The 16,231-nt window shown below is 69.1% G+C and carries 9 protein-coding genes and 1 pseudogene; 5 read left to right on the top strand and 5 right to left on the bottom strand.

Going from position 1 to position 16,231, the window contains the following annotated elements; all coding sequences use genetic code 11:
• The coding region (locus tag QOZ89_RS43335; protein WP_312630019.1) for a transposase at window positions 1-558 on the top strand (558 nt) is incomplete at its 5' end.
• An 89-nt stretch (window positions 559-647) separates the two neighbouring features.
• Window positions 648-896: a transposase gene (locus QOZ89_RS43330; protein ID WP_157910548.1), complete on the top strand. Its 249-nt coding sequence runs from the start codon at window positions 648-650 to the stop codon at window positions 894-896.
• Between the two features lie 230 nt (window positions 897-1,126).
• Here the strand turns inward: QOZ89_RS43330 and QOZ89_RS43325 are convergent, their stop codons facing one another.
• The 5 genes and pseudogenes from QOZ89_RS43325 to QOZ89_RS43310 form a co-directional block, all read right to left on the bottom strand.
• On the bottom strand, window positions 1,127-2,410 hold the full coding sequence (locus QOZ89_RS43325; RefSeq protein WP_397428954.1) for an IS256 family transposase: 1,284 nt from the start codon (window positions 2,408-2,410) through the stop codon (window positions 1,127-1,129).
• Window positions 2,411-2,468: 58 nt separating this feature from the next.
• The gene (locus QOZ89_RS43320) at window positions 2,469-3,071 is read right to left on the bottom strand and encodes a recombinase family protein (protein ID WP_312630016.1); all 603 of its coding nucleotides are present in this window, start codon (window positions 3,069-3,071) and stop codon (window positions 2,469-2,471) included.
• Between the two features lie 163 nt (window positions 3,072-3,234).
• A pseudogene (locus tag QOZ89_RS48510) lies at window positions 3,235-3,492 on the bottom strand (DUF5372 family protein); the annotation flags it as partial.
• Entirely contained in the window at window positions 3,425-3,748 is a 324-nt protein-coding gene (locus QOZ89_RS43315) for a reverse transcriptase family protein (protein ID WP_071050087.1), read from the bottom strand. The pseudogene QOZ89_RS48510 and the gene QOZ89_RS43315, both read right to left, overlap by 68 nt.
• A gap of 844 nt (window positions 3,749-4,592) precedes the next feature.
• The gene (locus QOZ89_RS43310; RefSeq protein ID WP_071050086.1) at window positions 4,593-5,018 is read right to left on the bottom strand and encodes a TetR family transcriptional regulator; all 426 of its coding nucleotides are present in this window, start codon (window positions 5,016-5,018) and stop codon (window positions 4,593-4,595) included.
• Window positions 5,019-6,004: 986 nt separating this feature from the next.
• Between QOZ89_RS43310 and QOZ89_RS43305 the strand changes: the two genes are divergently transcribed.
• From QOZ89_RS43305 to QOZ89_RS43295, 3 genes are all read left to right on the top strand, one after another.
• Complete coding sequence (locus QOZ89_RS43305) at window positions 6,005-6,550, top strand: TetR/AcrR family transcriptional regulator (protein ID WP_241841730.1); 546 nt, start codon at window positions 6,005-6,007, stop codon at window positions 6,548-6,550.
• A gap of 607 nt (window positions 6,551-7,157) precedes the next feature.
• Complete coding sequence (locus tag QOZ89_RS43300) at window positions 7,158-8,822, top strand: GMC oxidoreductase (protein ID WP_083418638.1); 1,665 nt, start codon at window positions 7,158-7,160, stop codon at window positions 8,820-8,822.
• 344 nt (window positions 8,823-9,166) lie between these two features.
• Window positions 9,167-16,228: a type I polyketide synthase gene (locus tag QOZ89_RS43295; protein WP_241841729.1), complete on the top strand. Its 7,062-nt coding sequence runs from the start codon at window positions 9,167-9,169 to the stop codon at window positions 16,226-16,228.
• The last annotated feature ends 3 nt before the right edge of the window (window positions 16,229-16,231 follow it).

Genomic DNA, 16,231 nt, shown 5'->3' with positions numbered 1-16,231 from the left:
ACCGGTCTGGCCCGCGCCGCGGCAGGCCGCGCGCCCGAGCCGACCGCGTGCATCCTCGACACCCAGAGTGTCAAGACCTCCACTGACGTCCCCCTTGCCAGCCAGGGGACGGACGCCGGGAAGAAGATCGTCGGGCGGAAGCGGGGCGTGGTCACCGACACCCTCGGTCTGCTGCTCGCCGTGAGCGTCACCGCAGCGCACCTGTCGGACAACACCCTGGGCACACGGCTGCTCGACCAGGCCACGGACACCTACCGGTCGATTGCGAAAACCTGGGTCGACAAAGGCTTCAAGAACACCGTGGTCGAGTACGGGGCCGCCCTCGGGGTCGACGTCGAGGTCGTCTCCAGAAACACCCAGAAACGCGGTTTCCACGTCGTGAAACGGCGGTGGGTCGTCGAGCGGACCCTGGGCTGGCTCATGTTCCACCGCCGCCTGGCCCGTGACTACGAGACCCTCCCCGCCAGCTCCGAAGCGATGATCCACATTGCCATGATCGACAACACGGCCAAACGCATAACGGGCGAAACCACACCCACCTGGCGAGACCCTCGATAGAACATAAGCCACAATCAACCCAAATCAAACATCCACTAAGAGCTGGTTTCACAATGAGTGATCAGACGTGTGCAGGGTAGAGCTTGTCGGTGACCGATGATGTGCTGACCGATGAGCTGTGGGACCGGCTGGCCCCGCTGGTCCCGGTCCGGCCGCGGCGGTTTCGCTATCCGGGCCGTCGGGCGCTGGATGACCGGGCGGCGTTGGCGGGCATCCTGTGGATCCTGCGTAACGACGTCCCCTGGCGGCGGCTGCCTTCGGGACTGTCCGGGGTGACCTGCTGGCGGCGGCTGCGCGAGCCTGTCATGATTTCGGCTCTGGCGCACATTCGGTGGTAACGGTGCGTTAGCGCCGGTCGTGGAGGTCAAAGCGGTCGAAATCGGCCACCTCACAGACGTTCGCGAGGTCCGGCAGGCGCCGCCGCGCTGCGCTGGAAAGCCTCAACCAGGACAAAGTAGACGCAAGCGGCGTCTCACCACGCGATCACTGAACGTCACCACCGAATATGCGCCAGAGCCATGATTTCCGTGTAAGCCGGAGGTGAATAGCAGCCTACATATCCACGTTATCAGAAAGGCAAGCGTCCCGGGAAGAGGTTGACGAGCGAGTTGAGTGCCACTTTCCAGCCGTGGGTGCCGGTCCCGGACTCACCGCCTCGATGGCTCGATATGTTCCGGAGTCCCAGGTAGAGGAGCTTCATCGCCGCCTCCCGGTCCGGGAAGTGGCCTCGGTTCTTCGTGATTTTCCGGAGCTGGAAGTTCATCGACTCGATGGCGTTCGTCGTGTAGACGATCTTCCGGAGCTCCGGCGGGTAGTCCAGGAAAGGAATGAACTCCGCCCACGCGTGACGCCACACATCGACAGCACCCGGATACTGGGCCCCGAAGTTCTTGTCGAAGGCGGCCAGGCCGAGTTCGGCCGCCTCGAGGGTAGGCGCGGTGTAGATCTCCTTCATGGCCCTGACGACGGCTTTCCGGTCGGTGTAGGACACGAAACGCATCGCGTTGCGGATCACGTGGACGACGCACGTCTGCACCACGGTCTCGGGAAAGACCGCGACGACGGCCTCGGGCAGGCCGGTGAGCCCGTCACAGCACACGATCAGCAGGTCGCGCACGCCGCGGTTACGCAGGTCCGCCAGGACCTTCTGCCAGAACTTCGCCCCCTCGGCGTCCTGGATCCAGCAGCCCAGCGCGTGCTTGCGCCCGTCGACGTCGACCCCCACGGCCAGGTACGCGACCTTGGTCGTGACCACGCCGTTGTCCTTGACCCGGATCCGCAGACCGTCCACGTACAGGATCGGGTAGACCTCGTCGAGCGGCCGGGACTGCCACGCCTTGATCTCATCAACCACCACCTCGGTGACATTCGAGATCAACTCCCGGGACGCCTGGACGCCGTAGACCTCACCCAGGTGCGCCTCGATGTCACGCGTCGTCATCCCCCGCGAGTACAACGACAGGATCGTGTCATCGAGGTTCCCTATCCGACGAGCGCGCTTCGGCACGATCGCCGGCTCGAACGAGCCGTTCCGGTCACGCGGCACCTCGATATCGACCGGCCCGTTACGCGTCGACACCGTCTTCGTGGACATCCCGTTACGGGAGTTCCCCGTCCCGTGGCCGGCCGGATCGCCGACCTCGTACCCGAGATGGTCGGTCATCTCGACCTGCAGAGCACGCTCCAGGACGGCCTTCGTCATCCGGTTCAACAGACCATCAACCCCGTCGACCGGCGTTCCGGTCGCTTTCGCATCCTTCAACAACGCGTCGATCGCATCCGGCGCGAAAGCCTCCGCGATCCTCTGTGCCGCCGCCTCGTCATTTGTCCGAAGCGTTCCATTCTGCGTCATTCGGTGTCCATTTCTGATCCACCCGATCAAGGTAGATCGATCCTGGTCCACCTCCGACTTACACAGTCGTCGTCGTCATGACACGCCCGGCCGAGCACAACGACCGGTTGCTGCTGGGCTTGAAGGGCACGATCAGCGAGGCCTTATGCCGACGTCGGCATAAGGCCTCGGACATCGATCCTTTCAAGCCGAGCAGAAGACGATCGTTGAAGTCCGCGAGATCGTAGACGCCGTCAGCGTCCACCAGCAGCGCATCGGTCAGACGGGCCAGCTCCAGCAGACGAGCGAAGTCCGCCGACGACCGGGCCAGCCGGGAGACCTCCAACCCGAAGATCGCCCCAACCTCGCCCAGACACACCTGAGCCACCAGGTCCCGGAACCCCTCGCGGTCGGCACCGAACCTCCCTGACACCCCCAGGTCCGCATCGATCACCCGCACGTTCTCCCGCGGCCAGCCGAGCTCCACCGCCAAGTCCACCAGGCCGTACTGCCGCAACGTGGAGGCCGTGTTGTCCCGCACCTGCATCAACGTCGACTGCCGCAGATAGATCGCGGCCGTCCGGGACCGATGCAACCCGGTAATCTTCGACGCGCCGTTCACGGCCGCCTCCCAGCACGACTCGACCATGTTGGCCAGCACCATCACCTGCTCGCGCCACACCCCGGCCCCGTCCTGGCACCCCGCCCCCGGCCCCGCCGGAGCCTGCACGCGGCACATCCTCGGTGTCCTCACCCTGCCGTTCTTCCCTGCACCCACCCCGGCGCAGGAGCGCATCGGCCACCACTCGCGCAGCACCCAGCTGCTCCACCGACAGCCGATCACCCGTCGGCGTCTCCCCACGATCCGTCCATGCCTGCGGCAACGTCACCGTCCGACCCACACCACACGCGCAGACAAACACCAACGCACCATTCCGATGCTTGGCATACAGAATCTCCAGACGCTCACCAGCAAGCGCGTGAAAAGGATGAGTTACCGTTAGAAAACCCAAAGATGGTCTGGGCGAACCAGCACTATGCCCTGGCCATCGGTATCCCCAGGCGTCTGACCTTCCCCAACCCGCCCGGCTTGGGGATCTCACGTTCCCGCACCGGCAGCGGCACGAACGTGCCTGCCTTGAGCTGGGCCTGGAGGTCGTCCAGGAATCCGGGCACACCCGTCTGTTCCTCGACGTCGGCGACCGTCAGGCCGTCCACACCAGAGGAACGGGCACCCCGGTTACCTGCGACCCGTTCGAACGCCACCATCAGCGTTCCCGGGTCGTGCACGAGATTGAACAGGTCATCGAACCTGCGGCCAGGATCGACCGCAGCCCAACGGTGAAGCTTGGCCTGCATCCCCGATACCCTCGCGAACGGAGCGAATCCCTCGCCAGGACCGCCAGGATTCCCCGGCGGATCTTTCAGCATTGCAGTTCCTCCCTTCCGCAACCGCTGCCGTCCTTCCCCATGTGACGGGCTTTCCCGGCCTCGGAGTACTACGACGGCTCCGCCCCGTCCCGACCCGATCGATCGACGGTGGATCCAGCCCATCCCACGCGCAAGCTGCGCAACGGTACAGGCGGGACCGGAACTGTTCCCATGTTCACTGCTGATCGCTCGATGAAGGAGGAGCCCCGCTATACCCCAGCGGCATCGCCACGCCTACCCCGCAGCATTTCAACGTGGCCTCCCGGCAGCTGAACTCAAAGCCACCCAGGAGTTCCCCCGACTACTTCTCCGGGGTGCGCACCGCATCGGACCCCATCCGCCAGGTTCCAGGTCGGTGACATCTTGAGGGGCGTAAGATCGCGCGTTCCTCTCGTACTCCTCTCCATCACGCTCGCCGGACCCGCACCATCTGGCAGTGCTGGCACGTCTCGGCTTTGTCAGGGCTGCTCCCACCCATTCCGGCACCTCCCGGAACCGGCTGCCCTCAGCTTCCCCGCCCTGCTGCCACAGGGTCAGGGGCGAAGGTCTTCCACCTCCACTCGAAACAACAGCGCCTCATGGCGCACGGGTCCGCGACGTCACCTACGACGAGGACCACCACCCCGCCCGCACCGGAAACGCACCCCAGATCATGGCCAGCCTCCGCAACCTCGCGATCACGATCCTGCGCCTGACCGGTACGACCAACATCGCCCAGGCCCTACGCCACCGCGCCCGCCGACCAGAACGACCACTCGAAACGATCAAAAAGCTACGTTGCTAACCAGCAACTTTGCCGCCGCCCTGCGGTCACCGGGTAGTCTGTCTCCTGCAGGAGATCGGGGCGGGCTGGCGAGAAAAGGAAGGCTAGAATCTCTCGAAAAAGAGTCTTTCCGAGCCGTTTTTCGATCGCGGAAACCAGACGGACAACCTCAGTGAAGGACGCCTTCAAGTCATGCGGCGAGGTGAGGAATTTAACCAGTTGACCGGCCATCCGAGCCTGTTCTTGGCGCTCTAGCTCGGCTAGGACGTGCCCTTTCGTCGGGAAGTGGAAATAGAACGTTCCCCGCGCGACCCCCGCGGCAGCGATGATTGCTCCGATGTCAGCCTCGGCCATGCCGGACCGCTGGAACTCGGCGAGCGCCGCGCCGAAGATACGGCGGCACGTCTCAAGACGTTGCGCCTCGCGGCCACTCACTCTTTCGGGATCCTGAGGCATGGTATCTATCTATATACCGCCTTCACTGACGGCCGTCAATGAAAACCGTCACAGCTCCCGCCGTGCGCTGAGCGCGGCAGTCTCCGGTTGGCGACCGTCTCGGCGCGGGACGGCCACAGCCGGGAGCAGGTAACGCACCGGGCCACGCTTCGACATTGCCACCATGATTGCCTGCCGAAGACAGAGCGCGTGCAATGCCGAGGCGCCATCGACCTGCGGCCATCGTGCGTCGCCTCGGCGGCAGGGGCATCGTTTGACGGATGGCGGTAGTCGGCCAAGCCAGTACCCGGACCTTCCCTTGCTGCCGGTGTCTATTCTCGCGCGGCCGACGGCATTCGCAGGCCAGAATCACCAGCGAATCGGCATCCCTGCCGGACGCCCGACCGGGCGGGATACTCGACGCGCAAGCCCTGGCGGAGCCCACAGCTGCAGGGCCGACTCGCTCGGGACGCCGCAGTAGCCGGCGCCAAGGTTCCCCGCCCCGCGTTGCGCCTCACCAAGGACATCGGCCCACACCAATGGGGCGGGGCGAGCAGGCCTGCGTGGCCGACGGCCACTAGTAGCACGCACGCCGCCCACCACCTTGACGGCCCGTAACCTCCGGGCATCCATCTTCTTCGCCGTTTCCCGCGCTGTGGGTCTCATTGCGCTGGTCACGCGGATGAGGCACGCGCACCGACGAGTCGGCCGCGGATACCGCTACGTTCCGCATGCTCCAGGCGTGCAGTCACCCTGGCGACAAAGACGGCAACGGTTACGCCGCGCTATCGGCCCAGGTCAGCGCGCTCGATCAGCTGTCGACGCCGGCCGCTTCGGCGCTGTCGGGCCAGCCTCTCCGTCATGCCACACTCGTCGACAACTGTCATTGACATCCGTCAGAAGCCGGTGTAGACATCACTGCCATGGTGCCTGTGCCGGAGAAGCCAGCCGGTCGAGAGGCGCAACGGCTCGAGACACGTCAGCGTGTGTTCGACGCGGCCATAGCGGAGTTCCGGCGCTGGGGAATGGCCTGCGCGGACATCGGTGCCATCGTCACGGCGGCCGGCGTAGCACGTAACACGTTCTACTTCCAGTTCCCGACGAAGGAGCACATCCTCGCCGAGCTGGATCGCGGCGAACAGGAGGAGCTAGCGACTAAGCTCACGTGGGTCCTCGCCTCGCCGCCTCCCTTGCGGGATCTCCTCGCCGAGGTGGTCCGGCTGGTAACCAACATCGAGCAGCGTCTCGGAGTCGTGCTATTCAGGGAACTTCTGGCCCTCCACTTTTCCCCGAACCGCCCCCGCGACAGTGAGTGGACCACCTATCCGGTCGTCGTTCTCATAGTCGAGGCGCTCCTCCGGGCGCGCGAGTCCGGCGAGATCCACTCCGAGGCCGACATCAAGCACAACGCGTTCTTCTTCCTGCTCGGACTCTATGCTGTCCTGGCAGCGGTTCCCGACTCGGCCTCCGACCGCGACGCTATACTCACCAACTTCGTGACCACGGTGCTCCGTGGGCTGGAACCACGATGACCAAAAGGCGGGTAAGACCGGCTTCCAAGGGAACCCGCTCAAGGTAGCGTCTCCCGGTTCGACAGGCGTAGGCAGGCGCAGCTGAAACCGGCTCGCTCTTGTGGTCCTAACCCGGACCACGGTTGCGATCTTTTACGATCCGCGTCCTGCGCCGGCCGTTCGTACCGGAGTGGTCGCCAGCTCGCGTCAAAAATCGGATATTACCACAGGAATCGGACGGCCGCGCGCCTTCCGTCCTCCTTCCGTGCGTCCGACAACAGGTACTTCACGCTACTCAAAATGGGGCACGAGACTATCGTCGCCCCGCAGGCCGCCGTCCCTAGGCAGGCCAAAGTAAGACCGGAGAGTTGCCCGTTGACACGGTTCGACCAGGAGGGCATTCTCCGGGTGTCGCCCGTCAGATTTTCTGGCGGCCACGGGGGCGTTCGATTTCTCGGCGCCGATGCGACCTTCGGACCGAGCTTTCGCCGCAGCGCAGTAGCGGCTGATCTTACAGCTTGGAAGACCTGTTCGCCCTCACTGTGCGGCGACGGCCCACGCGACGCTTTGACCATGGGCGGCTTACCTCAAAGTGGTCGCGATCCACCCCCTGTTGATTGGAGCAGTCATGTCCGACGACGTGCCTCAGGAGGACGCCACACCTATCGGACAGGGAGCCGACGGCCCCGGCTTACGCCCGGCCTCAGCGGTCACGAGGCGCTCACTGATCGGCGGCGCCGTGGCCCTGGGCGTCACCGCGGCGGCCGGCCTGGGCTCGACGCCGGCGCGAGCGGCGACGGCTTCGGCCGGCGGGGCGGCCGGGCGCTCGGTGACCCAGATCAGCGCACGGGCCGTCGTGGTCGGCACCGGGTTCGGCGGCGGCGTCACCGCGCTGCGGCTCGCCCAGGCAGGCGTCTCGTCGCTCGTCCTGGAACGCGGCCTGCGCTGGCCCACGGGGCCGAACGCGACCACCTTCCCCCGGATCACCCAGGGGCTCGACCAGCGCGCCTTCTGGCTTCCTCCAACCGGCGCCTTCCCCTGGGCGCCCTACACGGGCCTGCTCGAGACCGTGCAGGCAACGGGCATCGCCGTGAACGTCGGGGCTGCCGTCGGCGGCGGGTCGCTGATGTACCACGGGATGACCTTGCAGCCGAGTCTGACCAACTTCGCCTTGTCCATGCCACTCATGACGGGCTTCTACGGGGACCTGAACCGGTGGGCGTACCCGGCGGTCGCCTCGATGCTGGGCATCTCCACGATCCCTGACGACGTGCTGAACTCCGATCCCTACCGCTCCTCCCGGGTGTTCCTCGACGTGGCGCCCAAGGCGGGCTTGCAGACGTTCCGCGTGCCGCTGCCGATCGACTGGTCGTTCGTCCGCGGTGAGCTCAGTGGCAAGTACGTCCCCACCTACACGACGAGCGACATCGGCTTCGGCGTGAACAACGGTGGCAAGCACTCGATCGATGTCACCTACCTGGCGGCGGCCGAGGCCACCGGCAAGGCGCAGGTGCAACCTCTGCACGTCGTCAGGGATATCTCGCTCGCCCCGAACAAGAAGTGGGTCCTCTCGATCGACCGGATCGACACCGCGGGTGCTGTCCAGGAGCAGAAGTCGATCACGGCCGACGCCGTCTTCCTCAACGCCGGCTCGCTGGGCACGACCCGGCTGCTGGTGAAGGCGAAGGCCAAGGGTCTTGTTCCCAACCTGCCCAGCGGCATCGGTACGCAGTGGGGCAACAACGGCGACCAGATCTACGCCTGGACCCAGATGAACCACGACCCAGGCGTCCAGCAGGGCGGGCCGGCCTGTGTGGGCGGCCGGCCGCTTGTCAGCCCGATCCCCTACACCGTGATCCACTCCGGGTCTCCCATCCAGACCCCCGGGGTTCGCGAGATGCTCGTGGTCGGCTTCGGTATCGAGCAGCCGACCGGCACCTGGGCCTACGACTCCGCGAAGGACGACGCCGTCCTGACCTGGCGGTCGTCGGGGGACGCCGCGCTCCAGCAGGTCATATCCGCCCAGATGCAGGCGATCGCGCGGGCCGGCGGCGGGAACATGACGGACACCGACTCGCCGGCGCCGTCGACCTGGCATCCGCTTGGCGGCGTGCCGATGGGCTCGGCTGTCGACCTCTATGGCCGGGTCCTCGGTCATAAGGGCCTTTATGTGCTGGACGGCTCCCGCATTCCCGGTTCGACGGGGGCGTGCAATCCGTCCATGACGATCGCCGCTCTGGCCGAGCACAGCATGGCCACGATCGTCCGCCAGGACCTCGGATCGGTCTTCTAACGCTGGAAGCAGCAGGACAGTCGAGCCTGCCGCGGGGGTCGCAGCACCGGCCGCGCTGACGCCTCGATGTCCATGCGGACCGCATGGACATCGAGGCGGGCGGGACAAGCCCGTCGACAGCGGCTGGCTCGGAGGCTGGTCTCGAGGCTGGTGCTCGATGCGAGGCAGCCGGGGCCGCCTTTGCCGGCGCCCCCTGAGCCGGCGGCGAGACGGACGGCGCCTGGCTCGGCCGGCCTGCCGTCGCGTTCCCGGTGGTTCCTCGCAACGACGAAGCGTGAGTGCTCGGTATCGGTGGTCGGACACCGGGCGGTTTCCTAGCCCACGGACATCAACGGAAGTGACTAGTGAAGATCAGTGACGCTGACGCCGGCCGTGACGAGGCCGTCCGCCGGGCCCAGAGGATGGCACGGCGGGACCAGGTGGTCGGCATCAGCCCGTTGGGCCAGCCAGACGCGAGGCTCGTGGCCGCGGTCTGTGAGGCCGGGGCTCTCGGCCTCCTGGACCTCGGCCACGACCCCGCCGAGGCAGCCGCGGCGCTGCTTCTGACCGCACGGCTGACGAACCGCGCCTTCGGCATCCGGATCAGCCGCCCGGACGCCGTCGACACGGCCGCGCTGACACGCTGCCAGGAGCAGATCGACACCCTGGTCCTGTCGGGGGAGGCGCTCGCGGCGTCCCCCGACAGGACAGCGCTTGCCGCCCTCCTGACGAACGGGCCCGGGGTCCGGATCCTGGCGGAGGTCACCTGCTCCACCGAGGCGCGCAACGCCGTCGCCGCCGGAGCGGACGGGCTGCTGGCGCGAGGCGCCGAGGCCGGCGGGCGGGTTGGCGATCTCAGCTCGTTCGTGCTGTTCCAGCAGCTGCTGGAACTGTTCGGTGCCCCGAGAGACGACGGCCCCGCGATGCCGGTCTGGTGCTGGGGCGGGATTGGCGTCCGCGCCGCCGTAGCCGCCGCGGTCGGCGGGGCTGCAGGGGTGGTCCTCGACACCCAGTTCGCGCTGTTGCGCGAGGCCGGCTCCGCCGGGCCGGTCTCCGCCACGCTGCGCCGGCTGGATGGCACCGAGACGGTGATCGCCGCCGGGCATCGGGTCTACCAGTCACCCGCGAGCAGGCGCACGGACGGCGACGCACAGAGCTGGTCGCAGGACGAGGTTCTCGCGAGCATCGGCCACGCAGGCCCGGGCCGCCGGCTGCTTCCGGTCGGGCAGGACGTCTTTCTCGCCCGCGACTTCGCCTCCCGTTACGGGACCGTGGCCCGCGTGGTTCGGGCCATCCGACAGGCCGTCGACGCCGCGGCCGATCCTGAGACGGTCGCCACCACCGCTGCCTTGCTTTCGAGCGACTCGCCCCTGTGCGCCGTGTGGGGCACCTCCCGGCCGGTGGCGCAAGGCCCGATGACCCGGGTCAGCGACGAGCCTGCCTTCGCGCGCCACGTCGCCGACGACGGCGCCCTGCCATTTCTCGCGCTCGCGCTGGCGGACGGCGAGCGCTCCCGTCGGCTGCTGACCGAGACCCGCGAGCTGCTCGGTGAGCGTCCCTGGGGCGTCGGGCTCCTCGGCTTCGCGCCCGATGAGGTGCGTGCCGCCCAGCTCGAGGCGGTTCGCGACGCGCGGCCGTCACGGGTGGTCGTCGCCGGCGGCCGGCCATCGCAGGCCGCCGAGCTGGAAGAGATCGGCATCACGGCCCTGCTGCATGTCCCCTCACCGGCGCTCCTACGCCAGTACCTGGCCGAGGGCTGTCGACGTTTCGTCTTCGAGGGCTCCGAATGCGGCGGGCACGTGGGCCCGCGCGCGAGCTTCCCACTCTGGGAGGCGCAGATCGCCGTTCTGCTCGACCATCTGGACGCCGCCGGTCCGACGAACGCCCACGCACACAGCGAAACAGGAGCCAGTTTCGAGGTCCTCTTCGCCGGTGGGATACACGATGCACGCTCTGCTGCCATGGTGGCGGCGATGGCGGCCCCGCTCGCGGCGCGCGGTGTCGGGATCGGGCTGCTGATCGGCACCGCCTACCTGTTCACCGAGGAGGCCGTCCGGCTCGGCGCGATCCAGGAGGAGTTCCAGCGACAGGCGGTGAACGCGGCGGCCACGGCGCTGCTGCGCACGGGCCCGGGCCATGTCACCAGTTGCCTCGCCAGTCCCTTCGTCGAGCTCTTCCATGCTGAGCGCGACGAGCTACGCGCCCGCGGCGTGCCCGACCAACAGGCGTGGGAACGGCTGGAACAGCTCAACCTTGGTCGGCTGCGCCTCGCCAGCAAGGGGGTCGAGCGACGCCGCGACCGGCTGGTGCACGTCGGACGGGAGCGCCAGCGCGACGAGGGCCTGTTCATGGCCGGGCAGGTCGCCGTCCTGCGGTCCGCTACCACGACCGTGCGTGACCTGCACGACGGTGTAACCCGGGATGCCGAGCGCCTTCTGCGTGCCTGGGCATTCGACCGGCGCGGCGACGAACGTGACGCGGTTGGCGGCGCCGAGGTCGACGTCGCGCCCGTGGACGTCGCTGTCATCGGCATGGCCTGCGTGCTGCCGGACGCGCCGGATCTCGCGACCTTCTGGGCCAACGTGGTGGCCGGTAGGGACGCGATCTCCGACGTCCCCCGCGACCGATGGGACAGTGACCTCTACTACGAGGCCGACAGCACGGCCGGCCCGAGCGGCGAGCGGACCTCGTCCAAATGGGGTGGCTTCCTGCCCCGGGTCCCGTTCGACCCACTGCGTTACGGCATTCCGCCAACGGCGCTGGCCAGCATCGAGCCGGTCCAGGTGCTCGCGCTCGAGACCGCCCGGCGCGCACTCGCCGATGCCCAGCTCGATGCGGCGGGGACCGATCACACCCGGACGGGCGCGGTGTTCGGCACCGAGGCCAACAGCGACCTCTCCGCGGCGCTCACGCTGCGCGCGGTGCTGCCGTCGTACTACGGCGAGGTTCCCTCCGAGCTGGACGACCTGCTCCCGCGGATCACCCCGGAGACCTTCACCGGCCTGCTCAGCAACATCATCGCCAGTCGGGTCTCCAACCGCCTCGATCTGGGCGGTCCGGCCTACGTCGTGGACGCGGCGTGCGCCTCGTCGCTCACCGCGCTGGACGCCGCGTGCCGCGAGCTGCGGCACGGCGGCGCCGACATCATGATTTGCGGTGGCGCAGACCTGCACAACGGGATCTTCGACTACCTGATGTTCTCGTCAGTCGGCGCTCTCTCCCCGACAGGACGAGCCCGGCCCTTCGCCGCCGATGCTGACGGGACCACCCTTGGTGAAGGCGTCGCCTGCGTCGTGCTGAAGCGGCTGGCCGACGCCGAACGGGACGGCGACCGGATCTATGCGGTTGTCAGGGCTGTCGGCTCGGCGAGCGACGGCCGCTCGCTCGGACTTACCGCCCCGCGTCCGGAGGGCCAGCGACGGGCGCTGGACCGCGCCTACCGTGTGGCTGGCGTCTCGCCGGCCGACGTCGGCCTGGTCGAGGCGCACGGCACTGGCACCGCCGTTGGCGACCGGGCCGAGCTGGAGACCCTCACCGCCGTCTTCACCGAGGCGGGCGCGGCGCGAGGAGCCTGCGCGCTGGGGTCGGTCAAGTCGCAGATCGGCCATACGAAGACGGCCGCAGGTCTGGCCGCCGTCGTGAAGACGTCGCTCGCGCTGCACCACGGGGTGCTGCCACCGACCCTGCATGTGGACAAGCCCAACCCGGGCTGGGACCCGGACGTCAGCCCGTTCGTCCTGTCAGGAGCGGCGAGGCCGTGGGCTCGACCGGCCGGCGAGCGGGTGGCCGGCGTGAGCGCCTTCGGCTTCGGCGGCGTCAACTACCACGCCGTGCTGTCGGGGCACGCCGGGTCGATATCCGCCCGGCATGCCCTAGACAAGTGGCCAGCCGAGCTGCTGGTCTTCCGTGGCACCGACCTCGTCACGGCCCTCGGCGGCGCCGCCGAGCTGCGGGAGCTCCTGCGTGCGAATGACGCGGCGGGCCGACCTTGGCCACTGCGCGACCTCGCCGCCACCGCCGCCCGGCAGGCCCAGAACCGCCGCGGTCCTGTCCAGGTCGCGATCGTCGCGCAGGACCTCGACGACCTGGCCCGGCTGCTGGACCACGCCTCGGCGGGCGAGCAGGACGTTGGCCTGTTCCTGTCCTCCGCTCGGCCAACGGACCACCTGGCGCACCCGCCTGACAGCCGTCTCGCGGTGCTGTTTCCTGGCCAGGGCAGCCAGCGGCCAGGCATGCTGACCGAGCTGTTCGTCGCCTTCCCCGAGCTCAAGGACTATTTGCGCCTCGGCGAGAGGTGGCGGGACGCCATCTTTCCGCCGGCCGGCCCGGCCGGGGCGACCGGCGACGACGCGGAACTGCGCCTGCGGGACACCCGGGTCGCCCAGCCGGCACTCGGGATCGCCGGTCTGGCCACGCACCACCTGCTGACCCGTCTCGGGCTCGCGCCCGACATGGCGGCCGGCCACAGCTACGGCGAGCTGGTCGCGCTCTACGCCGCCGGAGCATACGACGCGGAGACGCTGCTCGCGCTGTCCTCGGCCCGCGGTGAGGCGATCACGGCGGCTGTGGGCGACGGGCACGACCCGGGTGCGATGGCCGCGGTGCGCGCGTCCGCGTCAGCGGTGAGCTCGGTTCTTGCCGCCGCGTTCCTCGACCAGCAGATCGTCGTGGCCAACTACAACGCGCCGAACCAGGTCGTGGTCTCCGGCCCGACGGCCGCGCTTGACGCCGCCCTCGAGCTGCTTCGGGGCACTGGTCTGAGTGCCCTGCGTCTACCTGTCGCGTGCGCCTTCCACAGCCCGCTGGTCGCCCCCGGGACGGAGCTGTTCGCCGACGCACTTGCCAAGGCCCGCGTGATCGATCCGGTGCTTCCGGTGTGGTCCAACCGTGCCGCCGCCCCTTATCCGAAGGCCGACGGCGGGGCGCCAGGAGACGCCGTTCGCGCGGAGCTCGCGGCGCAGCTCGCCGCGCCGGTGCGGTTCGTCGACCAGGTCGAGGCCATGTACGCGGCCGGGGCACGAGTGTTCGTGGAAGCCGGCCCCGGCCGGGTACTGACCGGCCTGGTCCGCTCCATCCTCGGCGACCGGCCGTACCTGGCGGTCGCCTGCGACGGCCGCCGGGGCGGCCTGACCGGCTTCTTGGACGCGGTCGCCCAGCTTACGGTCGCGGGCATCGAGCTGCACACCGACTGGCTGGTCGACGGCAGAGACGCCGTCGACCGCACCGACGCCACCCCACCAGCGCGGCCGGCATGGAGTGTCGACGGGCGGGCCATCCGCCTCGCCGACGGGGAGCCGATCCCGGACGGCCTCGCTCCCGCTCGCCTGGTGCGACTGCCAGCCTCCCCCGCAGCCCAGCGGGCGCGCCCGGACTCCGCGTCGCCGACGCCGGACGGCGCTGACGGGCGAGAGGCGCTGATCAACCAGTTTCTGCGCGTCTCGCGCGACAGCCTCGCGGCCCAGCGCGACGTGCTTCTCGCCTACCTCGGCGGCCAACCTGCGACCGAGCCGCCGCCGGAGCCCCCCGTCGCGCGGTCCACGCGGGCCGTGCCGCCACCGGCGTCGCGCCCCTCCGCCGACATCTCGGACCTCCCATACGCCGGTGCCGTTCAGTCCCCCGCCCAGTCGAGCACCAGCGCCGGCGCCCAAGGGAAGGTGGATCTGATGGCGGCGGTCCTCGACCTCATCGCCGAGGGAACGGGCTACCCGACCGAGATGATCGAGCTGGATCTCGACCTTGAGACCGACTTGTCGGTCAACTCGTTGAAACGCACCGAGCTGGCGGGGCACCTCGCCGAGCGTTTCGGGTCCGCTCACGGCCGGGTCGACGAGCTCAGCCGGCTGCGCACGGTACGGGCGATCGTGGGCTGGTTGTCCGAGCACGAGAAGACCGGCACCACAGCGGCACTCGACGACCTGGCCGCGCCGGCGGCCGCAACCGCGCGGCGCGGAAGCCGGCGTGGCGAAGTCCCCATCCGGCTCGTGCCATCGTGGCGCCCGGTTCCGGGCACCATCGGCCTGACCGACCTGACGGGTACAAGCTGGGCGGTGTTCGGCCGCACCCTCGACCCGCCCGCGACACGACAGATCGTGTCCCGGCTCACCGCGCTCGGCGCCGACGTCCGCGCCTGGACGGCGGACGATCTGTCTGCCGCCGGTCAGGTCTCCGTCGACGGGGCGGTCTACCTGGCGGGCTGGGCCGAGGCGGCAGCCGAGCCCGAGCTGCCGTCCACCTTCGCCGCGGTCCGCACGATCGTTGCTGGCCAGCCCCGGTGGCTGCTCGGCGTCGCCGCGGCCGACGTCCCGTCCACGGCCGGCCTGCGTGGCCTGTTCCGCACACTCGGCAAGGAGTGCCCCGCGACCGCCGTGCGGCTGGTGGAGGTCGCGGCAGGCGCACAGTCCACGTTGGCTGACATCGTCGCCGGCGAGCTGCACGAGGCCGCGGCGCCGCAGGAGTCCGTGGTCCGCCACGGCGTGGTCCGGGAGGCCGCGCAACTGGTGGAGGCATCGCCCGGGCCGCTCGCGTCGGCTGGGGCCGGCCCGGCGGACGACGGCGTCGCCGAGGCGGCCGCACTCGGCCTGGACAGCGACTCCGTCGTCGTCCTCATCGGCGGAGCGCGCGGCATCACCGCCGGGTTCACGACACTGCTCGCGAGCGCTGCGCGGTGCCGGCTGGAGCTGGCGGGCCGGACGCCGGCTCCAATCGGCGATGAGGAGCCGTGGCTGGCGGCGGCGATCGACCGGCCAGCGATCCTCGACGCGATGCGGAACCTGGGGCCGCGCACGCCAGCGGAGGTCAACCGGCTTGCCGAGCAGGTGCTCGCGCAGCGCGAGATCAGGGCGACCCTCCGCGACGTCGCCACCCGAGGCGGCCAAGCGCGTTACCAGCAGCTGGACGTTCTGGACACGGACGCGGTCCATCAGTTCGTCAAGCAGGTATACGCACGCAACGGGCGGATCGACGCGGTGGTCCTCTCCGCCGGCGTCCTCGAGGACCGCCTCGTCGTCGACAAGGACCCGGAGTCGTTTCAGCGGGTGTTCGACACGAAGGTGGCCGGGTTGCGGGCGCTGTTGGCAGCGCTCGAGGAGCTGCCGAAGCGCCCCGGGACGGTCGCGCTGTACGGCAGCATCGCCGGAGTCGTCGGCAACCCCGGCCAGAGCGACTACGCGGCGGCCAACGACGCGCTGGAAACGCTCGGCGCCGTCTGGGGGCGGCGTACCGGCACGCGGGTCCTCACGGTTCACTGGGGCCCCTGGGCGCCCGACGACGGGCATCCCGGAATGGTCGACGCCGGCCTGGAGCGGGAGTTCGCCCGCCGCGGTATGGGCCTCATCGACCCTGAGGAAGGCCATCGTTCGCTGCTCCGAGAGCTTGCCTGGGGGCCGCGTGACCTGACCGCCGTCGTCTACACCGCGTCGGGCTGGTAGCCG

The organism is Pseudofrankia coriaricola (assembly GCF_032027725.1).
Lineage (GTDB): Bacteria > Actinomycetota > Actinomycetes > Frankiales > Frankiaceae > Pseudofrankia.
Note: the sequence above shows the minus strand (reverse complement) of the source record. Positions and strands in the feature narration are given on the sequence as shown.